The 23,876-nt window shown below is 72.2% G+C and carries 22 protein-coding genes and 1 tRNA gene; 15 read left to right on the top strand and 8 right to left on the bottom strand.

Translation table 11 applies throughout. The features are described 5' to 3' along the window. Positions 1-14: 14 nt before the first annotated feature. The 3 genes from ACY8FT_RS09010 to ACY8FT_RS09000 are packed head-to-tail and all read right to left on the bottom strand — an operon-like array spanning position 15 to position 2,621. A complete protein-coding gene (locus ACY8FT_RS09010; protein WP_462418594.1) occupies positions 15-815 on the bottom strand; it encodes an ABC transporter permease in 801 nt (266 codons plus the stop codon). After that, positions 812-1,696: an ABC transporter permease gene (locus tag ACY8FT_RS09005; RefSeq protein WP_462418593.1), complete on the bottom strand. Its 885-nt coding sequence runs from the start codon at positions 1,694-1,696 to the stop codon at positions 812-814. The genes ACY8FT_RS09010 and ACY8FT_RS09005 overlap by 4 nt, the downstream gene beginning before the upstream one ends. Next, positions 1,689-2,621 (bottom strand): ABC transporter ATP-binding protein, encoded by a 933-nt coding sequence (locus ACY8FT_RS09000; protein ID WP_462418592.1) that lies wholly within the window; start codon positions 2,619-2,621, stop codon positions 1,689-1,691. The genes ACY8FT_RS09005 and ACY8FT_RS09000 overlap by 8 nt, the downstream gene beginning before the upstream one ends. A 170-nt stretch (positions 2,622-2,791) precedes the next feature. Here ACY8FT_RS09000 and ACY8FT_RS08995 point away from each other — a divergent pair, with 170 nt between their 5' ends. Next, positions 2,792-3,379: a LemA family protein gene (locus tag ACY8FT_RS08995; protein ID WP_462418591.1), complete on the top strand. Its 588-nt coding sequence runs from the start codon at positions 2,792-2,794 to the stop codon at positions 3,377-3,379. Then, positions 3,376-4,374 (top strand): DUF3137 domain-containing protein, encoded by a 999-nt coding sequence (locus ACY8FT_RS08990; RefSeq protein ID WP_462418590.1) that lies wholly within the window; start codon positions 3,376-3,378, stop codon positions 4,372-4,374. The genes ACY8FT_RS08995 and ACY8FT_RS08990 overlap by 4 nt, the downstream gene beginning before the upstream one ends. Positions 4,375-4,386: 12 nt before the next feature. Here ACY8FT_RS08990 and ACY8FT_RS08985 read toward each other — a convergent pair whose 3' ends face one another. Continuing rightward, positions 4,387-5,097: a GAP family protein gene (locus ACY8FT_RS08985; RefSeq protein WP_462418589.1), complete on the bottom strand. Its 711-nt coding sequence runs from the start codon at positions 5,095-5,097 to the stop codon at positions 4,387-4,389. Positions 5,098-5,198: 101 nt separating this feature from the next. On the opposite strand from ACY8FT_RS08985, the gene ACY8FT_RS08980 reads away from it, so the two are divergent. From ACY8FT_RS08980 to ACY8FT_RS08970, 3 genes are all read left to right on the top strand, one after another. After that, a complete protein-coding gene (locus tag ACY8FT_RS08980; protein WP_462418588.1) occupies positions 5,199-5,819 on the top strand; it encodes a TetR/AcrR family transcriptional regulator in 621 nt (206 codons plus the stop codon). Positions 5,820-5,927: 108 nt separating this feature from the next. Further along, the gene (locus ACY8FT_RS08975) at positions 5,928-6,728 is read left to right on the top strand and encodes a PIG-L deacetylase family protein (protein WP_462418587.1); all 801 of its coding nucleotides are present in this window, start codon (positions 5,928-5,930) and stop codon (positions 6,726-6,728) included. A gap of 196 nt (positions 6,729-6,924) precedes the next feature. Continuing rightward, the gene (locus ACY8FT_RS08970; protein WP_462418586.1) at positions 6,925-8,517 is read left to right on the top strand and encodes a DUF7059 domain-containing protein; all 1,593 of its coding nucleotides are present in this window, start codon (positions 6,925-6,927) and stop codon (positions 8,515-8,517) included. Between the two features lie 9 nt (positions 8,518-8,526). Here the strand turns inward: ACY8FT_RS08970 and ACY8FT_RS08965 are convergent, their stop codons facing one another. Then, positions 8,527-9,723: a Fic family protein gene (locus ACY8FT_RS08965; protein WP_462418585.1), complete on the bottom strand. Its 1,197-nt coding sequence runs from the start codon at positions 9,721-9,723 to the stop codon at positions 8,527-8,529. A 204-nt stretch (positions 9,724-9,927) separates the two neighbouring features. Here ACY8FT_RS08965 and topA point away from each other — a divergent pair, with 204 nt between their 5' ends. Together topA and ACY8FT_RS08955 are read left to right on the top strand one after the other, a co-directional pair. Beyond that, positions 9,928-12,837, top strand: a complete 2,910-nt coding sequence (topA, locus tag ACY8FT_RS08960) for a type I DNA topoisomerase (RefSeq protein WP_462418584.1) — start codon at positions 9,928-9,930, stop codon at positions 12,835-12,837. 383 nt (positions 12,838-13,220) lie between these two features. Further along, positions 13,221-14,039 carry a MerR family transcriptional regulator gene (locus ACY8FT_RS08955; protein WP_462418583.1) on the top strand — a complete coding sequence of 273 codons (819 nt, stop codon included), beginning with the start codon at positions 13,221-13,223 and terminating at the stop codon, positions 14,037-14,039. Positions 14,040-14,042: 3 nt separating this feature from the next. Here the strand turns inward: ACY8FT_RS08955 and ACY8FT_RS08950 are convergent, their stop codons facing one another. Continuing rightward, complete coding sequence (locus tag ACY8FT_RS08950) at positions 14,043-15,224, bottom strand: trans-sulfuration enzyme family protein (protein ID WP_462418582.1); 1,182 nt, start codon at positions 15,222-15,224, stop codon at positions 14,043-14,045. Here ACY8FT_RS08950 and ACY8FT_RS08945 point away from each other — a divergent pair. From ACY8FT_RS08945 to ACY8FT_RS08935, 3 genes are all read left to right on the top strand, one after another. Continuing rightward, complete coding sequence (locus tag ACY8FT_RS08945; protein ID WP_462418581.1) at positions 15,190-16,155, top strand: aldehyde dehydrogenase family protein; 966 nt, start codon at positions 15,190-15,192, stop codon at positions 16,153-16,155. The genes ACY8FT_RS08950 and ACY8FT_RS08945 overlap by 35 nt on opposite strands. Positions 16,156-16,210: 55 nt before the next feature. Further along, on the top strand, positions 16,211-16,582 hold the full coding sequence (locus ACY8FT_RS08940; RefSeq protein WP_462418580.1) for a DUF779 domain-containing protein: 372 nt from the start codon (positions 16,211-16,213) through the stop codon (positions 16,580-16,582). A gap of 158 nt (positions 16,583-16,740) precedes the next feature. Beyond that, complete coding sequence (locus ACY8FT_RS08935; protein ID WP_462418579.1) at positions 16,741-18,114, top strand: polysaccharide deacetylase family protein; 1,374 nt, start codon at positions 16,741-16,743, stop codon at positions 18,112-18,114. Positions 18,115-18,204: 90 nt separating this feature from the next. On the opposite strand, the gene ACY8FT_RS08930 is transcribed toward ACY8FT_RS08935, so the two are convergent. Further along, complete coding sequence (locus ACY8FT_RS08930) at positions 18,205-18,915, bottom strand: AIM24 family protein (protein WP_462418578.1); 711 nt, start codon at positions 18,913-18,915, stop codon at positions 18,205-18,207. Between the two features lie 153 nt (positions 18,916-19,068). Between ACY8FT_RS08930 and ACY8FT_RS08925 the strand changes: the two genes are divergently transcribed. The 5 genes from ACY8FT_RS08925 to ACY8FT_RS08905 all read left to right on the top strand — a co-directional run bounded on the left by ACY8FT_RS08925 (position 19,069) and on the right by ACY8FT_RS08905 (position 23,167). Continuing rightward, entirely contained in the window at positions 19,069-19,599 is a 531-nt protein-coding gene (locus tag ACY8FT_RS08925) for a MarR family winged helix-turn-helix transcriptional regulator (RefSeq protein WP_462418577.1), read from the top strand. Continuing rightward, positions 19,596-20,270, top strand: a complete 675-nt coding sequence (gene tmk / locus ACY8FT_RS08920; protein WP_462418576.1) for a dTMP kinase — start codon at positions 19,596-19,598, stop codon at positions 20,268-20,270. The genes ACY8FT_RS08925 and tmk overlap by 4 nt, the downstream gene beginning before the upstream one ends. After that, the gene (locus ACY8FT_RS08915) at positions 20,263-21,444 is read left to right on the top strand and encodes a DNA polymerase III subunit delta' (protein WP_462418575.1); all 1,182 of its coding nucleotides are present in this window, start codon (positions 20,263-20,265) and stop codon (positions 21,442-21,444) included. The genes tmk and ACY8FT_RS08915 overlap by 8 nt, the downstream gene beginning before the upstream one ends. Next, positions 21,444-22,988 carry an alpha/beta hydrolase gene (locus ACY8FT_RS08910; RefSeq protein ID WP_462418574.1) on the top strand — a complete coding sequence of 515 codons (1,545 nt, stop codon included), beginning with the start codon at positions 21,444-21,446 and terminating at the stop codon, positions 22,986-22,988. Before ACY8FT_RS08915 ends, ACY8FT_RS08910 begins: the two co-directional genes overlap by 1 nt. Positions 22,989-23,090: 102 nt before the next feature. Continuing rightward, positions 23,091-23,167, top strand: a tRNA-Thr gene (locus tag ACY8FT_RS08905). Between the two features lie 51 nt (positions 23,168-23,218). Here ACY8FT_RS08905 and ACY8FT_RS08900 read toward each other — a convergent pair. Continuing rightward, positions 23,219-23,821 (bottom strand): inorganic diphosphatase, encoded by a 603-nt coding sequence (locus ACY8FT_RS08900; RefSeq protein WP_462418573.1) that lies wholly within the window; start codon positions 23,819-23,821, stop codon positions 23,219-23,221. Between the last annotated feature and the right edge of the window lie 55 nt (positions 23,822-23,876).

Here is a 23,876-nt window from a genome sequence, read left to right as displayed (position 1 = left end):
GAGGTGCGGCCGCGTCAGCGGAGGAAGAGGCTGCGCAGGCGCACGGCGGCAAACCAGATGCCGGCCACCGACATCACCACGAAGTAGAGCGCGTGCCCGGCGACGGCCCAGCTCAGCTCGCCGAAGGCGAGGTGTCGCATGAGCTCCACCCCGTGCCACAGCGGCAGCGCCTTGACCAACCACTCGATGGGGGTGGGGAACACCTCCACCGGGAACAGCGTGGCGCTGAACAGGAACATCGGCAGCAGCACGAGCTGGACGAGGTCCATCTGCTGGAAGGACTTCAGGTAGCTCGTCACCCCCATGCCCAGGGCGGCGAAACCGAGCGCGATGAGCAGCGCCACCGGCACCATGAGCAGCGCCCACCACGAGGTGAGCAGTCCCATCGCCGCCATGACGCCCATGAACCCCACCGCGTAGAGCAGCCCGCGCACCAGGGCCAGGGTGATCTCCCCGGCCGCGACGTCCAACGGCCCCAGCGAGGTCTGCAGCATGCCCTGGTAGAGCCGGGCGAAGCGCAGCTTGAAGAAGACGTTCCAGGTGGAGTCGTAGACCGCGCCGTTCATCGCCGAGGTGGCCAGCAGCGCCGGCGCGATGAAGGCCGCGTACTCGACCTGTCGCCCGCCGGGGCCCTCGACCTCGCCGACCAGACCGCCCATGCCGTACCCCATGGCCAGCAGGTAGAGCACCGGCTCGAGGAAGCCCGAGAGCACCACCAGCCAGTTCTGCCCGCCCATCACCTTGAGCCCGCGCTCGACGACGGCGCGGACGTTGCCGCCGTAGAGACCGCGCAGGGCGCCGGACCGAGGGCTCACGAGTTCAACCTCCGCTCGAAGCCGCGCCGGGCCAGCAGCAGCCCGGCCGCCGCGAGGACCAGCAGGAAGCCGACGTGCAGCGCCGCCCGGACCGGACCGTGCTCGGCGCCGTAGGTCGCCCATCGGGCCAGCTCGCTGCCGTGCCAGATGGGTGAGACCCACCCGATCGGCTGCAACCACACCGGCATCGAGTCCAGCGGGTAGAAGGTGCCGGCGAACAGGAACATCGGCATCACCACGAAGCGCTGGATGAAGGTGAACTCCTGCCCCTCGGACTCCAGTCCGGCCGCGAAGGCCAGCAGTGGGGCGCCGAAACCCGCGGCGGAGAGCACGGCGATCGGCACGCACAGCCACGCCCAAGGCGAGTGCACCGCCCCGAACGCGGCCATGATCCCCAGGAAGATCGCCGCCTGCACGACGAAGCGCAGCATCACTCCGGCAAAGTGCCCCTCGGCGATCTGCCGCGGTGCCACCGGGGTGGCGTGCGGCCCGTGGAAGAGCCGCTCCCACTTGAAGCCGGCCATCACCGGGTAGGTGAACTCCCCGGCGGCGGACATCACGATGGTGGAGACCAGCAGCGCGGGGGCGACGAAGTCGATGTACTCCACGCCACCGACCCCGCCGGAGCCGGTGTCGACCAGGGTGCCCAGGCCGACCCCCATCGCCACCAGGTAGAGCAGCGGCTCGGCGATGGCGTAGACGAGGATCGACTGCGCCCACGCCTTGGCGGTGATCGACCAGTACTCGACGTGGTACCACCAGCCCCAGCGGCGGGCGCGGCGCGCCATCTCCTCGGGCGGTGGCACGCGGCCGGAGGAGGCGAGCCGCCGCAGGCTCGCGAGGTCGTCCCCGGCGGTGGGCGCTGCCTCGTGCTCAGTCAACGAGGGTCCGCCCCGTCAGGCGCAGGAACACGTCCTCCAGGGAGGAGCGGCGCACCAGCGAGGTGATCGGCTCCAGCCCGCGCGAGGCCACCGCGTCCAGGGCGGCCTCGGCGTCGTCGGCGTAGAGCAGCACCCGGTCGGGCAGCACCTCGAGGCGCTCGCCGAGGGACTCCAGCTGCGGCACCACCTCGGCGTTGCGGTCGGCGCCGAAGCGCAGCTCCAGCACCTCGCGGGTGGAGTGCGCGCGGATCAGCTCGCGCGGGGAGCCCTCGGCACGGATGCGGCCGTGGTCCACCACCATCAGCCGGTCGCACAGCTGCTCGGCCTCGTCCATGAAGTGCGTCGTCACCACCAGGGTCACCCCCACCTCCTTGAGGCGGAACAGCCGGTCCCAGAGCACGTGGCGGGCCTGCGGGTCCAGACCGGTGGTGGGCTCGTCCAGCAGCAGCACCTTCGGCTCGTTGACCAGCGAGCGCGCGATGGTGAGGCGTCGTTTCATGCCGCCGGAGAGGTCGTCCACCTTCGACCGCGCCTTGTCGGTCAGCTGCGCGAACTCGAGCAGCTCGTCGGCCTTCGGCCGCAGGTAGCTCCACGGCAGGCCGAAGTAGCGGCCGTAGACCATCAGGTTGTCCCGGGCGGAGAGCTCGGTGTCCAGGTTGTCCTGCTGCGGCACCACCCCCAGGCTCGCGCGCACCTCCGGGCCGTGGGAGTCCGGGTCCAGCCCGGCCACCTCCATCGAGCCGCCGGAGCGGTTCAGGGTGCCGCCGATCATCCGCATGGTGGTGGACTTCCCCGCGCCGTTCGGACCCAGCAGGCCGAAGGACTCACCCGGCGCGATGTCGAAGTCGATGCCGTCCACCGCCGTGAAGTCGCCGTAGGTCTTGGTCAGGCCGCGTGCCCGGACGACGGCGGCGGGGGAGCTCATCGCCGCATCGTCGCACGACGAGGGGAGCGGGATCGAGGCATTTTCGCGGGGCCTCCGTCCAACCGGAGTCGGGGGCGGAACCCGCCCTCGGGCCCACGTCCCGGAGGTCGTCGGGCGATTAACGTTGCGGGGCGAGATCGGGTCGCGGGGGAACGAGGGACGGGAGAACCATGAAACTCTTGCTCATCGTGGGCGTCGTGCTGGTGCTGCTTTTCCTGACGGTGGTGATGCTCTACAACGGGCTCGTGCGGGCCCGGAACGCCATGCGGCAGGCCAGGCACGGCATCGAGGTGGCGCTGACCCAGCGCCACGACCTGCTGACCAAGCAGATGCAGGTGGTGCCGGCCGCGGTGCAGGCCGAGACCGCCTTCCAGGAGCGGATGGTGGAGTTGCGCCAGGCTCGTCCGGCCCAGCAGATGTCGGTGCCCCAGCTGGAGCAGGCCGATCGCGCCATGGACCGTGCGCAATCCGCCGTGAACGTGACCGCTGAGGCCTACCCGGACTTCCGGTCCAACCAGTCCTTCGTGGAGCTGCAGCAGGCGATCACCTACGTGGAGGAGCAGCTGTCGGCTGCCCGGCGCAGCTTCAACGGCGCCGTCGCGCAGCTCGACGACCGTCGGCAGATGTTCCCCTCCAACATCGTGGCCGGCATGTTCGGCTTCGGCACCGAGCCGATGTTCCGGGCCAACGAGGAGCAGCGGGCCGACGTGGACCTCTCCGGTCTGCAGAACCGGCTCGGCGGCGGGTGGCAGCGGTGATCGCGCTGCCCGACCCGGCCCGGGTGGTCGACCGCTCCGGGGTGGACCCGGAGGCCTTCCGGGCCGAGCGGGACCGCCTGAGGCGGCAGCACCGCGTCGTCCTGGGCATCACGGTCGGGCTCGCCCTGCTCCTGGCCGTGATCGGGGTCGTCGCCCATGTGGTCAGGCCGTGGAGCAGGGATGCAGCGCAATTCTACCTGGTGGTGTGCGTCTTCGGGGTGCTCGGAGTGCACACCCTGCTGTCCCGGTGGCTCGACCGGCGGCAGCGCCCGGTGCTCCAGCGGCTGGACCGGGACCTCGTCCAGCCGGTGCTGGACTCCTTCGCCCGGGGTGTCGACCAGTTGAACGGGACCTCCGGCAGCTGGCTGCGCCTCGGTCCGGCGGAGGAGCGTCTGGTGCACGAGGTGCAGGTGGTCGACACCGGCGACGACTGCGTCTGCGACGACGGGATGTGGGGTGTCCTGGCGGGGGAGCACGTGCAGGTGGGCGAGTTCAGGACCACCGAGGAGCGGAGCTCGGGGAAGAGCCGGCGGACCGTCACCCTCTTCCGGGGGGTCGTCCTCCAGCTGCGCACGGCACGCCCGGTCGCGGCCCCGGTGTGGATCGCCCCTCGGAGGAGAGACGGCTTCGAGGGGGCGCTGCTGGGGGTGCCCGGTGACGAGGTGCGCCTGGAGAACGTCGAGCTGGGGGACGCCTACACGGTCCGGGCGGCGGTCCCGCAGGACGCCTACTTCGTCCTTCCCCACTCGGTGCAGGAGGGGCTCGTCGGGCTCGCCCACCGGCTCCCTCAGGGGGTCGGCTTCAAGACGTGGGGCGACCGGCTCCTGGTGGCCGTCGACCACCAGCGGAACGTCTTCGACATCGACACGTCCTCCACGGCCAGCATGCGCCACGACCTGGCGAGGATCGTCACGGAGCTGAACGAGTCGCTGGTGGCCGCGACCCTGCTGGGTGCCTGGGGCGGCCGGCTGGAGCGACCGCGCCTGTTGCGCTGAACCCGCCGTACGTCACCCCGCGCCGCTGAGCCGACCGATGCCCTGCACCAGCAGCACGACCCCGATGATGCCGACGACCCACCCGGCCTCCCGCCCGGCGTTGCGGTCCAGCCAACCGCCCAACCGCTCGAGGGGGCCGTCCACCCAGCGGCCCGTGGCGGTGCGCAGCGCGACGAGCGCCAGGGCGGGGGCGACCATCAGCAGGCAGTAGCCGGCCAGCACGGCCCCGCGCGCCGGGCCGGTCAGGTCGGAGTCGAGCAGGATCCCCATCGCGCCGAGGTAGGGGAGCATCGAGGCGACCTCGGCGAGGCCGGCGGCCAGGGCGACGGCCACCACCGTGCGCGGGCCGGCGTCGGGGCCGATGGCGTGGCGCATCCAGGCCCGGCTGCGGCGGGCGCGCTCGGCCAGAGGGCCGGGCAGGGGGATGGTGCCGTCGACGACGTAGCTCAGCCCGATGAGGGCCGCGCCGCCGACCACCCAGGTGAGCGGGTCGGTGAGCACAGGGGGCCACCCACCGAGGTGGGCCAGCACCTGCTGCCCGCCGAGCACCATCGCGACGCCGAGGGCCCAGTAGAAGGCGGCGATGACTGCCAGGTGCGCCACCACGCGCCGTCCCACGCGGCGGTGTGCCAGCAGCGCGATCACCGGCAGCACGAGGGTGCCGAAGCTCGGGCTGTCGAGCAGGGCCAGTCCTGCCAGACCCGCCAGTGCACCGGTCCCCATGCCACCCTCCGTTCAAGTACACCCGTGTTTCCACGGAGTGTGGAGGGCGCCGTGCGGCTTTGTCAACACAGGTGTGCCGGAATGCGTGGCACCATGGGTGCATGCCTCGTCTCGCCGACCACGCCGCCCGCCGCGCCGCGCTCGCCGACGCGGTGTTCGCCCTCATCGCCCGCGAGGGCCTCCCGTCAGCCTCGGTGCGTGGCGTGGCCGCGGAGGTGGGCTGGTCGCCCGGGGCGGTGCGGCACTACTTCTCCGCGCAGCACGACCTGCTGACCTTCGTGATGCAGGAGATGGACGCCCGCATCGGGGCGCGGGTCAGGGCGCTGCGCTCCGAGCAGGGGGCCGGACGGGATCGCGCGCTGGCGACGCTCGAGCAGCTGCTGCCCCTGGACGAGGAGCGGCGTCGAGAGGTGGCCACCTACCTGGCCTTCGTCGTCGCGGGGGCCACCGACGACCGGCTGGCCGCGGCCGCGACGGAGGCGTGGAAGGGGGAGCGGTGGCTGGTGCGGGCGGCTCTGGCCGACGTCCTCGGGGTGGACGTCCCGGCCGGGCCGGATCATGTGCTGCCCGCCGACGCCGAGGCGAAGGTGCCGGGCCTGCACGCGGTGGTCGACGGCCTCACGCTGGCCGGACAGGCGGTGCCCGGCGAGGTCGACGCGGATGTGGTGCGCTCGGTGCTGCGTGAGGCGCTCGCCTCCGCCTGCTCCGATTTGGTCCCCTGATGTGGCGGGTCTTGGCGCGACACGCCGTGTTCTGGCGCGAACCGCAGTCATCAGGGGACCACATCGGGAAGGGGCGGGAGACGCGGCGAGACGTGGAAACATGGTGACGTGACCACATCTGCCCTCACTGTCGTCTTCCTGCACGCCCATCCCGATGACGAGGCCTCCCAGACCTCCGGCACGATGCGGCTCCTGGCCGATGCCGGCCACCGCGTCGTGGTGGCCTACGGCACCAACGGCGACCACGGCGTCGCCCCGGAGGACCTGGCGCCCGGGGAGATGGTCGTGGACCGGCGTCGCGCAGAGGCAGAGGCCTCGGCCGAGGTGACCGGGGCGCGGGCGATCCACTGGCTCGGCTACGCGGACTCGGGCATGAGCGGGTGGGACCAGAACTCGCACGAGACCTCCTTCCATGCCGCCGACCCGGCCGCCGCGGGCATGCGGCTGGCGGCCGTGCTCGATGCCGAGGACGCCGACGTGCTGGTGACCTACGACTGGCACGGCGGCTACGGACACCCCGACCACGTGAAGGCCCACCGGGTGGCCCACCTGGCCGCCGATGCCGCCGAGTGCCGCCCCCGCCTGCTGGAGAGCACGATGAACCGCGACCGGCTGCGGGCGATGGCGCAGCAGGCCGCCGCGGCCGGCATGGAGGTGATGGACCCCGACGCCCCGGCGGACGACGGCAACCCCTTCGGCGAGCCGGAGGCGAACATCCACTGGGAGATCGACGTCACCGACCAGCTGCCGGTGAAGCGCGCCGCCCTGGAGTGCCACGCCAGCCAGACCAGCGACGTGGGATTCATGCTCTCGCTGCCCGAGGAGGCCTTCGCCGCCTGGTTCGGGCGCGAGTTCTACATCGAGCCCGGTCGTGAGCCGGGTCTGCTGGCCGCCAGCTGGTGGGACTGAGGCGCCCCGCCCCCTCGCCCCTTCGCCCTCCCTCCCTCCCGCCTCCCCCTCCGCTCCGCTTCGCCCCTCCGCTCCGCTTCGCCCCTCCGCAATTTGGTCCCCTGATGGCTGCGGTTCGCGCCAGAACACGCCGTGTCGCGACAAGACCGACCACATCAGGGGACCAAATTGCGGAGGGGAGTGGGACGATGGCGACGTGACCTCCGCCGAGAACTCCTCGCAGCCCAGCACCGCCGCTCCCGTGAATCGTCAGCCCACCCCGCCGCCGCGTCTGGTGGCCGACGACGGCACCGACCTGCGCCCGCTCGTCGCCCGCCTGCGCGCCGACCTGGGTGCCGCCGGGTACACGATCGAGGGCATCCGCGAGTGCATCGGCGAGGTGGCCACCGCCGCCCTGGAGCGCGAGCAGCCGCTGCCCGCCGACCTCGCCACGCGCGGTCGCCGGGAGCCAGTGGCCCTGCTGACGCGCCTGCTCGGACTGGGCCTGCCGCTGACGGCCGATGAGGTCGCCCTCGCCCTGCCCACCCTCGGCCCGGACGGGGCGCTGGCCCTCGGCATCCTGCGCACCGATGCCGCCACCGCCACCTACCGTCCCGCGGTCGACCTCCGCCCCCACGCCACCGAGCACGACTCCTGGTGGGTGGCCTCCGACCTGCCCGAGCTGCTCACCGACGGCGGGCCGCTGCCCACCGACCACGTCCTGGGCATCGGCGGGGCGAGCGCCACCCTGGCCTCGTGGACACCACGCCCGCAGGTCGCCCGCGCCCTGGACCTGGGTACCGGCTGCGGCGTCCAGGCGCTGCTGCTCGGTCCGCACGCCGGCTCGGTGGCGGCCACCGACATCTCCGAGCGCGCCCTGGAGTTCGCCCGCTTCACCGCCGCGCTCAACGAGGTGGAGCTCGACCTGCGCGCCGGGTCGCTCACCGAGCCCGTGGCCGGCGAGCAGTTCGACCTGATCGTCAGTAACCCGCCGTTCGTCATCACCCCGCGCACCGAGGGTGTGCCGGTCTACGAGTACCGCGACGGCAACACCGAGGGCGACGGCATCACCACCGGGCTGATCGGCGACGTGGCCGCCCGCCTGGCGCCCGGGGGCATCGCCACGATGCTGGGCAACTGGGAGGTCCGCGAGGGGCAGGACTGGCGCGAGCGGCTGCGTCCGGTGCTCGAGGCCGCGGGGGTGGACGCCTGGGTGATCCTGCGCGAGGTGCAGGACCCGGCCCAGTACGCCGAGACCTGGGCGCGCGACGGCGGCCACACGCCGGGTACGGAGGAGTATGAGGCGATGTACACCGCGTGGCTGGAGGACTTCGCGGCCCGCGGCACGGCGGAGATCGGGTTCGGCGTCATCGTGCTGCACCGGCCCGAGGGCGAGCGCGAGCCGTGGATCGACCTCGCCGAGGCGCGCGGCACTACCGGCCCGGCGATGGGGGAGGTGGTGCTGGCCGGCGTGCGCGCCCGCACCTGGCTGGCCGAATACTCGCGTGACGAGCTGCTCGACGCGCACTGGCACTACGCGCCGGACGTTACGGTCGAACACCACTTCGCCCACCCCGGTGACCCGGACCCGCAGGCCGTGGTCGTCCGCCAGGGCGGCGGGCTGCGGCGGGCCTTCCAGGTCTCCTCCGAGGTGGCCGGGCTGGTGGGCGTGTGCGACGGGGACCTGACTCCGCGGCAGGGGATCGCCGGCATCGCGGTGCTCACCGAGGGCGATGCCGGGCTGCTCACCGAGCAGGTGGTACCGGTGCTGCGCGACCTCGTCGCCGACGGGCTGCTCACCCGCGCCTGAGGGGGCGGCTCAGGTGTTGCCGAGGACCCGCCGTCCGCTGCGCTCGGCGAACCGATCCAGCGCCTGGAGCACCTCGGGTGCCCGCCACACGACCCGGCGCGCATCACCGGTCATGCGCGTCTCCTTGAGGATGCCGGCCTCCAGCAGCGGGTCCACCGCCCGTCGCACGTGCGTGGGGCCGATCCCGAGTTCCGTCCGCAGCACCTCGGCGGTCAGGACCGGGCGCTGGCGGAGGAGGTCGAGCACCTTCCAGGTCGTGGAGTGGCGGCGCGCGCTCACCTGCTCGCCCCACCTGGCGTGCACCGCGGTGAGCTCCTCCACCAGGACCCGGGCCTGTTGGGTTCCTCGCAGTGCCGCGTGCGCCATGCGTTCCACGATGGGGCCGGCATCACCCTGCCGGTAGGCGTCCAGGGCGGCGAAGTACGCGCCGGTGTCGGTCAGCAACCCGGCCGAGACCGGCACGGTGACCCGGCGGGTGAGTCGGTGGGCGCGCAGCATCGCGTGGACCAGGGCCCGACCGGTGCGCCCGTTGCCGTCGGTGAACGGGTGGATGGTCTCGAACTGGGCGTGGGCCAGCGCCGCGTGGGTGAGCACGGGAAGGTCCTGCCGCCCCATGAACGCCGTCAGGTCCTCGATGAGGGCGGGCACGCGTTCGTGCACGGGAGCCACGTGGGCCGCTCCGAACGGCCCCACGTCCGAGCCGCCGACCCAGACCTGCTGGGAGCGCCAGCGGCCGGCATCCGGGTCGACCTCGGCCAGGAGGGTCCTGTGCATCTGCAGGATGGCGGCGGCGTCCGGCACCACCTCGGTGTCGGTGGCCAGGGCCAGGGCGGTGGTGTTGTGGGCGATCTCGGTGGCGTTGCGCCGTGAGCGGTCGCCCACCTCGGCCGAGAGGATCGCCCGTGCGCTGGCGGTCAGGTGCTCGATGCGGGAGGAGGCGGCGGCCTCGGAGCGCAGCAGCAGCCCGGCGAAGGGGGCGAGCTCGAGGGGGGAGGTGGCGTCGAAGCGGGAGATCTCGGCGGTGATGTCGTCCAGGTCCGCGGCCAGAGGGGGTGGGGGCGACCACTCCTCCGCGGCGATGGTTGCCGGCACCGTGGCCTCGTACGTGTCCCGGAGCTCGGCCCGCTGGCGACGGGTGAGGTGCTCGGTCGCCACGCTCGGGACCCAGCGGACGGTCTCGTGGGTGACAGGGGGCCAGGCGGTCATGGGAGATGCTTACCACTTTGGCGGAAAAATGGTAAGCACCGGAGGGGTCGGGGCAATGCCCCTGTCCGGTGCGCCCTGGCCAGGACGCGGGGCTCCCGGGCCTGCGACTACTACCCGCGGTCGTGGGCTACGGTGGCCGCCGTCGACCCCGGCGCCGCAGAGCGCTGACGATTCCAGCGCACGCCGGCCGACAGAAGGAGTCGCATGTCCCCGGCAGCCAAGGGCAGCAAGCTCGTGATCGTCGAGTCGCCCACCAAGGTCAAGTCCATCGGCCAGTACCTCGGCGACGAGTACCGCGTGGAGGCGTCCGTCGGCCACATCCGTGACCTGCCGACGCCCAGCGAGCTCCCCGCGGACATGAAGAAGGGGCCCTACGGCAAGTTCGCCGTGGACGTGGACAACGGCTTCGACCCCTACTACGTCGTCGACGCCGACAAGAAGAAGAAGGTCACCGAGCTGCGCAAGGCCCTCAAGGAGGCCGACGAGCTCTACCTCGCCACCGATGAGGACCGTGAGGGCGAGGCCATCGCCTGGCACCTGCTGCAGGCGCTCAAGCCCAAGGTGCCGGTCAAGCGCATGGTCTTCCACGAGATCACCAAGGACGCCATCCAGAACGCGGTGAACACCACCCGCGACCTAGACGACCGCATGGTCGACGCCCAGGAGTCTCGCCGCATCCTGGACCGCCTGTACGGCTACGAGGTGTCCCCGGTGCTCTGGCGCAAGGTCAAGCAGGGCCTGTCCGCCGGGCGCGTGCAGTCCGTGGCCACCCGCCTGGTCGTCGAGCGCGAGCGCGCCCGCATGGCCTTCGAGGTCGCCTCCTACTGGGACGTCGAGGCCGACCTCGCTCCGGCCGGAGACCGCACCTTCACCGCGCGCCTGACCAGCCTGGACGGCACCCGCGTGGCCACCGGCCGCGACTTCACCGATGCCGGTGAGCTCAAGTCCGGCGCCCAGGTCACCCACCTGCGCGAGGCCGACGCGCAGGCCGTCGCGGCCGGCATTGAGGCGGCGCAGGTGAGCGTCTCCGACGTCTCGGAGAAGCCGTACACCCGCCGTCCGGCCGCCCCGTTCATCACCTCCACGCTGCAGCAGGAGGCCAGCCGCAAGTTGCGCCTGGGCTCCAAGGACGCCATGCGCGTGGCCCAGCGGCTGTACGAGAACGGCTACATCACCTACATGCGTACCGACTCGACCACGCTCTCGCAGTCGGCCACCACCGCCGCCCGCCAGCAGGCCCGCGACCTGTACGGCGCCGAGTACGTGCCGGACTCCCCGCGCCACTACGGCAAGAAGGTCAAGGGCGCGCAGGAGGCCCACGAGGCGATCCGTCCGGCCGGGGACACCTTCCGCACCCCGGCGCAGGTGGCCGGCGAGCTGCGCGGCAGCGAGTACGCGATGTACGAGCTCATCTGGAAGCGCACGGTCGCCTCGCAGATGGCCGACGCCAAGGGCTCCACGGCCACCGTGCGCATCGCCGCGCCGCTGGCCGGTGTGCAGGTCGCCGGCGAGGCCGTGCAGGCGGCCGAGCTCACCGCATCGGGCACGGTCATCACCTTCCGCGGCTTCCTGGCCGCGTACGAGGAGGGGCGCGACGCCGAGCGCTACGGAGCCACCCCGGCCGAGGGCGGTTCCGAGGGCGGCAAGCAGAAGGAGTCGCGTCTGCCGAAGCTGTCGACCGGGCAGGAGCTGGAGACCTCCCGCGTCGAGGCGCTCGGCCACGAGACCTCCCCGCCGCCGCGCTACACCGAGGCCACGTTGGTCAAGGCGCTGGAGGAGAAGGGCATCGGCCGCCCGTCCACCTACGCGGCCACCGTCGGCACCATCCAGGACCGCGGTTACGTCCGCACCCGCGGCAACGCGCTCATCCCCACCTGGCTCGCGTTCGCGGTGACCACGCTGCTGGAGAAGCACTTCCCGACCCTGGTGGACTACGACTTCACCGCCTCGATGGAGGAGGGCCTGGACGCCATCGCCGCCGGCGAGGAGGACCGGGTGGCCTGGCTGCAGCGCTTCTACTTCGGCGACGAGGCCACCAGCTCCGGCGGGCTGCGCGCGCTCGTGGAGGACCTCGGTGAGATCGACGCCAAGGGCGTGTCCACCATCGACATCGGCGACGGGATCGTCGTGCGCGTCGGCCGCTACGGGCCGTACGTCGAGGAGGTGGCGCCGTCCGGCACCGATCCCGCCACCGGAGAGGTCCCCGAGGGGGCCGAGATCGTCGCCCGCCCCGGCGCTGCGGTGGGCTCCGCCGGGTCCTCCGCGGGTGCGGCCGGCGCGTCCGCCGAGGAGCCCAAGCCGCTGCGCGCGAGCATCCCCGACGACATCGCCCCGGACGAACTGACCCCCGCGATGGCGCGCGAGTACCTCTCCGAGGCCGCCTCCGACGGGCGGGTGCTCGGCCAGGACCCCCAGACCGGGCGCGACGTGGTGGCCAAGACCGGCCGCTACGGGCCGTACGTCTCCGAGGTCTTCACCGACGAGGACGTCGCGCGCTTCGAGGCCGAGGGCAAGAAGACCACGGGCAAGGGCAAGGACGTCGTGAAGCCGCGGACCGGTTCGCTGCTGGCCTCGATGGACGTGCGGACCGTGACCATCGACGACGCGCTGAAGATCCTCTCGCTGCCACGCGTCGTGGGTGCCGACCCCGAGACCGGCACCGAGATCACCGCGCAGAACGGGCGCTACGGGCCCTACCTCAAGAAGGGGACGGACTCGCGCTCGCTCACCAGCGAGGAGCAGATCTTCGAGATCACCCTCGAGGAGGCGCTGAAGATCTACTCCGAGCCCAAGCGGCGCGGGCGCTCCGTGGCGAACCCGCCGATCGCGGAGTTCAACGAGGACCCGGTCTCCGGCAAGAAGGTCGTCATCAAGGACGGCCGCTTCGGGCCGTACATCACCGACGGCGAGACCAACGTGACCGTGCCGCGCTCCATGCGGCCCGAGGACGTCTCCGAGCTGCAGGCCTTCGAGATGCTGGCGCAGAAGCGTGCCGAGGGGCCCAGGAAGAAGCCGGCCCGCAAGAGCTCGACCACCACGCGCAAGTCCTCGTCCAAGAAGCCGGCGTCCACCACCAAGCGCACCGTGAAGGCCGGCAGTCGCAAGAAGTCCTGACCTCGCGGCTCGACGTCCCCGAGACGAGGGCTGAGTGGGAGGAGGCCGTGGAGCGGCACCGGAACGCCTCCACGCTGACCTTCCTGCCGGAAGGTCCCGCCGACTGACACGGTGGCACGCCCTCTTCGGTGAGCGGTGGTGATCTCCTCCGCCGGAGACGTCATCTATTGGGTGATGGGTCGATCGATTCGCAGGCACCCGCCTGCTCGGTGGTCGACCTATCGCCTGATAGGACACCCCTCTCGCAGAGGACGTCCCCCGCGGGGACCCTGGCTCTCGTTGGCCATGCCGTGGCCGACACGGGCCGGGTGCGGGCGACCTGGGCCGGCGGTCCCCGGTCCACACTTGACCCTGACGCGACGTGAGGCGGTGCAGTGGTGCCCATGACCGAATCCCAGTGGGACCACGAGGGGTCCGAGGACCTGACCGTCGGCCAGGCGGCCGAGCTGCTCGGTGTCACGGTGCGCACGCTGCACCACTACGAGCAGATCGGTCTGGCCGGTGCCTCGAACCGCTCGTGGTCGGGCTACCGGCTGTACGCGCCGCAGGACATGGCGGTGCTGCGGCGAGTGGTCTTCCTGCGTCGTCTCGGGCTCTCGCTGGACCGGATCCGCGAGGTGCTCACGGGCGGTGACGTCACGGCCGAACTGCGGTCGAGGCGTGAGGAGGTCATGGGACAGGTCGAGCAGCTCACCGGGGTGCTCGACGCGATCGACACGGCACTGGAGGCCGAGATGAACAACAACCAGCAGGACAACGGCGGCTACCGCATCAGCCGGGACGAGCAGCGGGAGGTCTTCGGCAGCACCTTCGCCGAGAACCTCGACGACTACCAGGCCGAGGCCGAGCAGAACTGGGGCGACAACCCGGAGTGGGCCCGGTCGATGGAGCGTGCCAAGCAGTACGACAAGGCGCAGTGGCAGCGGATCAGTGCCGAGAGCGAGCAGGCCATGACCGAGCTCGCCGCAGCGATGCAGGCGGGTGAGCCGGCCAACTCGCAGCGCTCCATGGATGCGGCCGAGTCGCACCGGCAGCACATCTCGCGCTGGTTCTACGAGTGCACGCCGCAGATCCACCGGGGGCTGGGCGAGCTCTACGTCACCGACCCCCGCTTCACCGCCACCTACGAGGACGTGGCCGAGGGCCTGGCCGCGTACGCGCGGGACGCGCACGCGGCCAACGCCGACCGCCTGGAGGCGTGAGCCTCAGAGCTGACCGAGCGACTGCTCCAGGTCGGCGATGATCGCCTCGGCCGACTCCAGCCCGATCGACAGCCGCAGCACGTCGGCTGCCGGTCGGGCGTCGGCCGGCACCGGGCGGTGGGTGAGGGCGGCCGGGTGCTGGATGAGGGTGTCAACGCCACCCAGGCTCACGGCGTGCACGATCATCCGGCACCCCTGCGCGACCTTGGACGCCGCGGCGTAGCCGTCCTTCAGGCGGAAGGCCATCATCGTGCCGGCGCCGCGCATCTGCCGCACGACGATCTGGGCGTCCTCCTCCTTCGCGGTGCCGGGGTAGTACACCTCGGCCACCTGAGGCTGCTCAGCCAGCCAGCGGGCCACCTTGCCGGCGGTCTGCGTGGCCGCCTCCACGCGCACCGGCAGCGTCTGCAGACCGCGGTGGGCGGTGTAGGCCACCTGCGGGGCCAGCAGCCCGCCGGTGACGGCGCGCACCTGGCGCAGGCGGGTGGCCCACTCCGAGGAACAGGCGATCGCGCCGCCGAGCAGGTCGCCGTGCCCGCCGATGGCCTTGGTGAGCGAGTGCAGCACCATCGCCACCCCGTGGTCGGCCGGGTTCTGCAGCACCGGGGTGGCGAAGGTGTTGTCCACCATCACCGGCACGTCACCGGCGGCCGCGACGACGGCGTCGAGGTCCACCAGGTCCAGCGTCGGGTTGCCCGGCGTCTCGCAGACCACCAGGCCGGTGCGGTCGGTGATCGCCTCGGCGATGCCGTCGGGCTCGGCCCAGGTGACCTCGGTGCCCAGCAGGCCGGTGCCCAGCACGTGGTCGGTGCCGCCGTAGAGCGGGCGCACGGCCACGATGTGCGGCTTCCCGGCGGACACGCAGGCCAGCAGGCTCGCCGAGACGGCCGCCATGCCGGAGGCGAAGGCCACCGCCTCGTCGGTGTGCTCCATCTCCGCCAGGGCGTCCTCGAAGCGCGCCACCGTCGGGTTCCACAGGCGCTGGTAGACGAACGACTGACCCTCCAGCGGGCGACCACCGCCGGCCAGCTGCTCGTAGGCCTCGCCGCCGTGCTCGATGTCCGGAAGCGGGGAGGTGCTCGACAGGTCGATGGGGGCGGCGTGCACGCCCAAGGCGGTCAGGTCGTGGCGACCGGCGTGCACGGCGACGGTGTGCTGGTCGGCGGACGGACGGGACGGGGTCATCGAGAAGGCTCCTGTTCGGGACGACGAGGTTCCGGTCACACTAGGACACCCCCTCGCGGCCCGCTCCGGTGAGGCCGACGTCGAGAAGGCGCTCGATGCCGCGTGGAAGGCCGCCGAGTCGTGGAACCACACCACCGCCGCAGAGCGCACGCTGATCCTGCACCGCATCGGCGACCGGATCGAGGAGAACCTCGAGAAGCTCGCCCCGGCCCTGGCGGCGGGCAACTGCGTGGTCATCAAGCCTGCCGAGCAGACCCCCGCCTCGATCATGGTGCTCATGGAGGTCATCGCCGACCTGCTGCCCGACGGCGTCGTCAACGTCGTGAACGGCTTCGGCGCGGAGGCAGGCAAGCCGCTGGCCTCCAACCCGCGCATCCGCAAGATCGCGTTCACCGGCGAGACCACCACGGGTCGGCTGATCATGCAGTACGCCAGCGAGAACGTCACCCCGGTCACGCTGGAGCTCGGCGGCAAGTCGCCGAACGTCTTCTTCGAGGACGTGATGGCGGCCGACGACGGCTACCGGCAGAAGGCGCTGGAGGGCCTGGATGGCGGCTTCTGCGTGGAGCCCACCATCTTCCGCGGGGACAACTCCATGCGGATCTTCCAGGAGGAGATCTTCGGCCCGGTCCTGACGGTCACCACCTTCAAGGACTTCGACGAGGCGGTGCGGATCTCGAACGACACCCTCTACGGCCTCGGCGCGGGTGTCTGGAGCCGGGACGGCGCCACCGCCTACCGGGCCGGCCGCGCCATCCAGGCCGGCCGGGTGTGGACGAACTGCTACCACCAGTACCCGGACCACGCGGCCTTCGGCGGGTACAAGCAGTCCGGCACCGGCCGCGAGAACCACCTGATGATGCTGGACCAGTACCAGCAGACGAAGAACCTGCTGGTGAGCTACTCGCAGGACCCGGCGGGGCTGTTCTGAGTGGTCCCCGTCCGCGAGACCGGGCGTGCCCCCGGGCAGGGCGCCGATGCCGCCGGTGTCCCACCCCCCCGTGGTGGCGATGCCGGCGGGGATCGCCCTGCTGCGTCGCATCCTCGCCCGCCACGGGCCGGTGATGCTCCACCAGTCGGGCGGGTGCTGTGACGGCTTGGCCCCCATGTGTTACCGCGACGGCGAGTTCCGGGTGGGGCAGCGGGACGCGGTTCGGGGTTCAGCCTCGACGCGCCGGAGGGGGGAGCGGCTGCTCACCCGGTCCAGGGTGTTCGAGCCCGCCGAGCTCGAGGCGCTCGAGCACGCGGTGGCCCCCACCGGGGCCCAGGTCGAGGCCGGTCACGAGCCACCACTGCCCGGGCATCCGACGATGGTCACCGACATGGCCGAGGCCTGTCCGCTCCCGCTGCGCCGCTGACGCCTGCGCCCCGCGCGTGACCTGCCTCCGCCGGTGGATCCTGCAGTCGTCGGGTCCACCTGCGGGTGGACCGGGACCGTCGGGTCGACTTCTACTGTGGGTGGGGCAGTTCACAGTTCACGTGATGACACACGCACGAGGGTTCGGGGGAACGGTTCATGATGGGCAGGGGCGGACGGGGCATCCTGGCGGCGATCGGGCTGTGCGGCCTGGTGACGGCGTGCAGCCCGGGTGCCGAGGAGGACGCCGGCGGCTCGACGGCGAGTGGGTCGACCGGGAGCGAGTCGGAGGACGCGGGGGCGAGCAGCTCCTCCTCGCAGACGGAGTCGGGTGAGGAGTCCTCGGACGGCTCCTCGCGTGACGGCGCCGGTGAGCCCGGGGAGCCGGGTCGCTCCGGGGGCGAGTCGCCCTCCGAGAGCACGCAGGAGCAGTCCGGCGAGGGGAGCGACGACGCGTCCGGTGGCACGGAGGAGTCTCCCGCCGGCGGGACGTCCGGCGGCCAGGGCCGGGCCGGGGACGAGAACCCCCGGGAGGACGCGGCGGTGACGCAGCGTCGCGTGCCCGAGGGCGAGAAGCCGCCGCAGTTCGTCGTCATGTCTTGGGACGGCGCCGGCGAGACCCCGCGGGAGAAGGGTGTCTCGCGCTTCCGCAAGGCCGGTGACGAGTCCGACGCCAACATGACCTTCTTCCTGAGCGGGCCCTTCCTGGCGACGGGGCAGCAGGTGAACAAGCTGTACGACCCTCCGAACCACCCGAAGGGCATGCAGCACATCAAGCCCCGCACCGAGCAGATGGTCGTGGACACCACCAGGGAGCTCGCGGCGGCATACGAGACCGGGCACGAGATCGGCACTCACTACAACGGCCACTTCTGCGGCCCCGGGGGCGGCAACGACTGGTCGGTCGCGCAGTGGCACCAGGAGATGGACGAGTGGTACGAGCTCGTCGAGCGGTGGGAGGGCAAGACCCCCATCGAGGGCGGCACCGCGCTGCCGAAGGGGCTGGCGCGGTCGGTGGAGGGCGGCCGGACCCCCTGCCTGGAGGGCGTGCAGAACGCCCAGAAGGCGGCGGCCGAGGACGGCTGGACCTACGACTCCTCGTCGCTCGACGTCGTGCGCTGGCCGGCCAAGGACAACGGGCTGTGGAACATCCCGATGCCGACCCTCACGGTGCCGGAGCTCGACGACCGCATGATCCCGGCGATGGACTACAACTGGTTCTCCGCCTTCAACACCTGGGCGCCCGACATGCCCAACCAGGAGCGCGGTCGGGTGATGCAGGAGACCTACGACGCGGAGCTCGAGAAGGCCTTGGACGGCAACCGCGCACCGCTGATCCTCGGCAACCACCTGGCGGCCTGGGACGACGGCGTGTACCTCGACGCGATGGACCGCTTCACCCGCGAGCAGTGCCCGCGGGAGGAGGTGCACTGCGTCTCGTTCGAGCAGCTGGTCGACTTCCTGGACGCCCAGGACCCGGACCAGCTGGCCGCCTGGCGAGAGGTGCCGCCCGGCAGCCCGGGTCGCTGGTGACGCGTGCACAGGTGGTGCAGGAGGCGGTGACACCGGCCGAACGCAGCAGGAGGGGCCCCGCCACGGCGGGGCCCCTCCTGCTGCGCCGGGTCAGTTGAAGAGCTGTCCCAGGCCGCTGCTGCCGCCCTGGCTGGTGTGCGCGACGTTCTCGGCCGGCTGCACGACCACGTGACCCTGGCCGCTGAAGGCCATCTGGAAGGTCTCACCGGTGCCGCCACGCAGCATCGAACCGAGGCCACCGGTGTCCACGCGCACGTCCATGCGGGCCCCGCGGGTCCACATGACGGCCGCCTGCGGGTCGACGAAGGTGTTGCCGCCGGAGACGTCCAGGGCCACCGGGTCACCCTTGGTGGTGAAGGCGACGTAGCCCGTGCCGCGTAGACCCACGTTGTACAGGCCGCCGGTCATGGCGGCGCCACGGGCCTCGATGCGGTGGATGTCCCAGTCGATCGATGAGGAGAAGGCCAGGACGTTCTGGCCGTTGAGGCTCAGCTCGTCGTTCTCCATGTAGAGCACCTGGATCTCCGAGGCCATGTTCGCCACGAAGAGCTCACCGGTGCCCTCGGCCTCCATCATGTCGACGCCCTCGCCGCTGACGGCCTGCTTGAACATCTTGCCCAGACCGCCGGAACCCTTGTTCTTGAAGCGGATGTCGCCCTGGTAGGCCACCATCGAGCCGGTCAGGGCCGACACCGGCCCGTACTGCATCCGGATCTTCAGCAGCTTCTTGTTCTGCAGCTGGAACTGGTCATTCCCGCTGACCTCCTCGAACTGCTCGAAGAGCTTGCCGTACAGTGCCATGATCCCCTCCTGGGCTCGCTGGTCCGGTCGATTCGGCTTCTGGCCACGCTAGCCAGTGCCGGACCCGGGGCGGATCCGACCGCGGGTGGACGCCGGCGCACGTTCGACCCGAGTAGCAGGACGGGTGTCGGTGTGCGGCACTAGAGTCGCCCCATGCAGAGCGAGGGATCGACGGACAACGGCGGGGCAACGGGCCGCGTCCCGTGGCTGAGTGACTCGGAGCAGGTGGTCTGGCGCCGGTGGATCGCCCTGCGCACCGACCTGCAGGGCCACATGAACCGGTCGCTCCAGGACCACGCGGACCTCTCCATCGCCGACTACGAGGTGCTGGTGATGCTGTCCGAGGACCCGGGCTCGATGCGGGTCTCCCAGCTGGCGCGCCACATGGGGTGGGAGCGCAGTCGGCTGAGCCACCACGTCAGCCGCATGGAGAAGCGTGGTCTGGTGCGCCGCGCCGCCACGGCCGAGGACGGGCGGGGGGCGGACGTCTCGCTCACCGCGGAGGGTCGGGAGGTGCTGGAGTCGGCCGCACCGGTGCACGTGCGCGACGTGCGCTCGATCTTCTTCGACGGGATGACGCCCGAGGAGCTCGCGGTGTTCGACCGGGTCACCGCGCGCATGCTGGCGCGACTGCGCCCCGACGACCCCCTGGCCCGTCCGGTGACCGGGACGGACCTCCCGTGAGCCCGGCCGGGGACGGTCTCTTCCTGGTCTTCGAGGGCGGTGACGGCGCCGGGAAGTCCACGCAGGTGGACCGACTGGTCGCTCACCTGGCGCAGCAGCACCCGGAGCGCGAGGTCGTCGTGACGCGGGAGCCCGGGGGCACGGAGCTGGGGGCGCGCGTCCGGGAGCTGCTGCTGCACGGCGAGCACGTGGCCCCGCGGGCCGAGGCGCTGCTCTTCGCCGCGGACCGCGCCCACCACGTCGCCTCCCACGTGCGCCCGGCGCTGGAGCGCGGCGCCGTGGTGGTGAGCGACCGGTACGTCGACTCCTCCGTGGCCTACCAGGGGGCGGGGCGCGACCTCGACGCCCAGGAGGTCGCCTCGATCTCCCGCTGGGCCACCGAGGGACTGGTGCCGGACCTCACGGTGCTGCTGGACGTGGACCCGGAGCTGGGGCGCTGTCGCCGGGGTGCCGAGCACGACCGGCTGGAGGCCGAGTCGGCGGACTTCCACGCCCGTGTGCGCAGGCACTTCCTGGACCTCGCGCACGCCGCCCCGCAGCGCTACCTGGTGCTCGACGCCTGCCGACCGGCCGAGGAGCTCGCCGCCGAGGTGGCCACCGCCGCCGACGGGCTGCTGGCCGGGGCGGTGACGCCGACGGCGGGACCGACCCCGGGGGGTACCGGTGCCTGAGGGGGTCTGGGCCTCGCTGGTGGGCCAGGAGGAGCTGTCCGAGGGGCTCGCGCGGGCCGTGGCCGACCCGGGCCGGCTGACCCACGCCTACCTGTTCACGGGCCCGCCGGGCTCCGGCCGGTCCACCGCGGCTCGCGCCTTCGCGGCCGCCCTGCAGTGCCCCGAGGGCGGGTGCGGGGAGTGCCGCGAGTGCCGGACGGCACTGGACGGCAGCCACGCCGACGTCCAGGTGGTGAACACCGAGGGGCTCTCCATCTCGGTGCGCGACGCCCGCGAGCTCGCCCTGACCGCGGCCCACCACCCGTCGGTGGGGGCCTGGCGGATCATCGTCGTCGAGGACGCCGACCGGCTCACCGAGCAGGCGGCCGACGCCCTGCTGAAGGCCCTCGAGGAGCCGAGCACCCGCACCATCTGGATGCTGTGCGCACCCTCCCCGCAGGACGTGATCGTGACCATCCGCTCCCGCGCACGGCACCTGTCGCTGCGCACGCCGCCGGTCGAGGCGGTGGCCGCGCTGCTGGAGTCGCAGGGGGTCGACGCCGCGATGGCCGCCCACGCGGCGCGGGCGGCGCAGTCCCACATCGGGGTGGCGCGCTGGCTCGCGCGCGACGAGGCCGCCCGCAACCGCCGTCACCGGGTGACGCGCATCCCCTCCGAGCTGGACGGCCTCGGGGCGGCGCTGCGGCAGGCCGCGGCCCTGCACGAGGTCGCCACCAGCGAGGCCGCCGCCGAGGCCGAGGAGCGCGACGTCGCCGAGCGGGAGGAGCTGTTGCGCGTCAACGGTGCCGACCCGGCCGCCCGCACCCAGCCGCCCGCGATCCGGTCCCAGCTCAACCAGCTGGCCAAGGAGCAGAAGGCGCGCGCCACGCGACGGGTGCGCGACGTCATCGACCGGACGCTGGTGGACCTCGCGTCGGTCTACCGTGACGCCCTGCTGGTGGCGGTCGGGGCCGACGGCATCGCCCTGGTGAACCCGCAGGACGCCGCGGAGCTGGAGCGCCTGGCGCGCACGTCCACGGCCGACGACCTGTTGCTGTGTCTGGAGGAGATCGACATCGCACGCACCCGCATCACGGAGAACGTGGCGCCGCTGCTGGCGCTGGAGGCGATGCTCGTCTCCCTGCAGCAGCACCAGGTGCGGTCAGGGACCCGCACGGCCGGGGGACGCCGGTGATGCGGCCGGGACGTCGAGCCCCTCGTGCCCTGGCGGCGGCCGCGGTCCTGGCCACGGCCCTCGCCGGCTGCACGCCGGGGGAGTCCGAGCCGCTGCCCAGCGACCTGCGGGAACCCGGGTCGGCCGGGTCCGCCTCCCCGCCGGCCGAGGAGCTGCAGCGCTTCCACGACCAGGAGCTGTCGTGGTCGGACTGCGACGGCGGCGAGTGCGCGACGCTGACCGTCCCGGTGGACTACGACGACCCCTCCGGGCCGACGATGGAGCTCGCGCTGCTGCGGCACCGGGCGGGCGACGAGGACAGGCGCATCGGCTCGCTGGTGGTGAACCCGGGTGGCCCGGGCTCCAGCGGGGTCGACTACGCGCAGGCCGCCGACACGGTCGTCAGCCCCTCGGTGCGGAAGGTCTACGACGTGGTCGGTTTCGACCCGCGCGGGGTGGCTCGCTCCGAGGGCGTCGACTGCGTCGAGGACGAGCAGCTCGACGCGCTGCTCGGGGCGGACCCCGAGCCCGACGACGCCCGGGAGCGCCGCGAGGGCGAGCAGGTGCGGAAGGCCTTCGTCAACGGGTGCACCGATGCCCTGGGGGACCGCATCGGCGCGATCAACACGGCCGACGCGGCGCGGGACATGGACGTGCTGCGCAGCGCGCTGGGGGACTCGCGGCTCAACTACCTGGGCCTCAGCTACGGCACCCAGCTGGGCGCCACCTACGCCGAGGAGTTCCCCGACCGGGTGGGGGCCTTCGTCCTCGACGGGGTGCTGCCCACCGACCTCGACGCGGTGGAGATCGGTCTCGGGCAGGCCCGCGGGTTCGAGCGGGCGACCCGCTCCTACCTGGAGTGGTGCACGCAGGAGGGTGACTGCCCGCTGGGGGAGACCCCGGACGAGGCCGCCGACGGCCTGCGCGAGCTGCTGCGCGCCATCGACGAGGAGCCGCCGAGGGTGCGGGCCGACGCGCGGGTGGACGACCTGGACGTCGGGTGGGCCACCTACGGGCTGGCCGCGGCCATGTACGACGAGGCCGGGTGGCAGCAGCTCACCAAGGCGCTGCGCCGCGCGCAGGACGGCGACGGCCAGGGGCTCATGGAGCTGGCCAACGGGTACGCCGACCGGCAGCCGGACGGGAGCTACGACTCCAACCTCATGGAGGCCTTCCACGTCTACACCTGCAACGACCGCGCGCTCGGCGGTCGTTCCGAGGCCGAGGTGCGGAAGGCCTACGAGAAGGCCGCACCGTTGTGGGGCGACTTCCTCATGGGCGAGGGGTCGGTGTGCGACGACTGGCCGGTGGACCCCGCCGAGCCCTTCGAGGCGAAGGCGAAGGGCAGCGAGCCGATCCTGGTCGTCGGCACCACGCGCGACCCGGCCACCCCGCTGGAGTGGGCCGAGGACACCGCCCAGGGGCTCGACAACGGCCACCTGCTGACCCGGGACGGTGACGGGCACACGGCCTACCGTCGCGGCAGCGAGTGCGTCGACGAGGCCGTGGACGCCTACCTGCTCTCTGGCACGGTGCCCGAGGGGGACGCGGCGCGCTGCGAGTGAGGTGGGTGACGGAGCGGATGGCCGCTCCCGGATTTCACCAGCGCTGGTCGCCACCGCTATAGTGGGCGATCGCATCACGCGCCCGGCGCGTGTGGAGTACCCGCCGCCTTAGCTCAGTCGGCCAGAGCGGCTCACTCGTAATGAGCAGGTCACCGGTTCGATTCCGGTAGGCGGCTCCAGCGCAGAAGGCCCCCACCGGTTGGTGGGGGCCTTCTGCGTGTCCGGGAGGCTCAGGCCTGCGGCTTGTCCGCCTGGCTCGGCTCGCCGTCGACGGACTCGGCGCGGTCGATCGAGCGCTCGGTGTCGTCGGACTCGTGGCCCGGCAGCGGCCAGCGGGCGGTGGTCATGCCCTGCTCCTTGGCGCGGTTCAGCGCCTCGTCGACGATCTTCTCGGCCTCGGCGCGGTCGCCCCAGCTGGAGCCCTCCTCGACGTACTTGCCGGGCTCCAGGGCCTTGTAGACCTCGAAGAAGTGGCGGATCTCGTCGAGCGTGTACTCCGAGACGTCCGAGGAGTCCGTGATGTGGTCGCGGCGCGGGTCGCCCGCGGCCACGCACAGGATCTTGTCGTCGCCGCCGGCGTCGTCGACCATCTTGAACACGGCGATGGGGCGCACGCGCACGATGCAGCCGGGGAAGGTCGGCTCGTCCAGCAGCACCAGGGCGTCCAGCGGGTCCCCGTCCTCGCCCAGGGTGTCCTCGATGTAGCCGTAGTCCGCCGGGTAGCGCATCGCCGTGAAGAGCAGGCGGTCCAGGCGGATCCGGCCCGTCTCGTGGTCGATCTCGTACTTGTTCTTGTTCCCGGCGGGGATCTCGACGGTCATGTCGAATTCCATGGAGCCTCCTTGGTTGGCGTCTACGCTGGGGCCAGTCTCCCCCATCCTGTGAGCA

This window comes from Kytococcus sp. Marseille-QA3725 (assembly GCF_054950055.1).
The sequence above is the reverse complement of the archived record's forward strand: the minus strand, read 5'-3'. Positions and strand labels throughout refer to the sequence as shown.

Excerpts from the sequence above, each read along its gene's own strand:
- ACY8FT_RS09000 (WP_462418592.1), bottom strand. The coding sequence starts at position 2,621 with ATGAGCTCCCCCGCCGCCGTCGTCCGGGCACGCGGCCTGACCAAGACC.
- ACY8FT_RS08995 (WP_462418591.1), top strand. The coding sequence starts at position 2,792 with ATGAAACTCTTGCTCATCGTGGGCGTCGTGCTGGTGCTGCTTTTCCTG.
- ACY8FT_RS08985 (WP_462418589.1), bottom strand. The coding sequence starts at position 5,097 with ATGGGGACCGGTGCACTGGCGGGTCTGGCAGGACTGGCCCTGCTCGAC.
- ACY8FT_RS08980 (WP_462418588.1), top strand. The coding sequence starts at position 5,199 with ATGCCTCGTCTCGCCGACCACGCCGCCCGCCGCGCCGCGCTCGCCGAC.
- ACY8FT_RS08965 (WP_462418585.1), bottom strand. The coding sequence starts at position 9,723 with ATGACCGCCTGGCCCCCTGTCACCCACGAGACCGTCCGCTGGGTCCCG.
- topA (WP_462418584.1), top strand. The coding sequence starts at position 9,928 with ATGTCCCCGGCAGCCAAGGGCAGCAAGCTCGTGATCGTCGAGTCGCCC.
- ACY8FT_RS08955 (WP_462418583.1), top strand. The coding sequence starts at position 13,221 with ATGACCGAATCCCAGTGGGACCACGAGGGGTCCGAGGACCTGACCGTC.
- ACY8FT_RS08950 (WP_462418582.1), bottom strand. The coding sequence starts at position 15,224 with ATGACCCCGTCCCGTCCGTCCGCCGACCAGCACACCGTCGCCGTGCAC.
- ACY8FT_RS08935 (WP_462418579.1), top strand. The coding sequence starts at position 16,741 with ATGATGGGCAGGGGCGGACGGGGCATCCTGGCGGCGATCGGGCTGTGC.
- ACY8FT_RS08930 (WP_462418578.1), bottom strand. The coding sequence starts at position 18,915 with ATGGCACTGTACGGCAAGCTCTTCGAGCAGTTCGAGGAGGTCAGCGGG.
- ACY8FT_RS08925 (WP_462418577.1), top strand. The coding sequence starts at position 19,069 with ATGCAGAGCGAGGGATCGACGGACAACGGCGGGGCAACGGGCCGCGTC.
- ACY8FT_RS08910 (WP_462418574.1), top strand. The coding sequence starts at position 21,444 with ATGCGGCCGGGACGTCGAGCCCCTCGTGCCCTGGCGGCGGCCGCGGTC.
- ACY8FT_RS08900 (WP_462418573.1), bottom strand. The coding sequence starts at position 23,821 with ATGGAATTCGACATGACCGTCGAGATCCCCGCCGGGAACAAGAACAAG.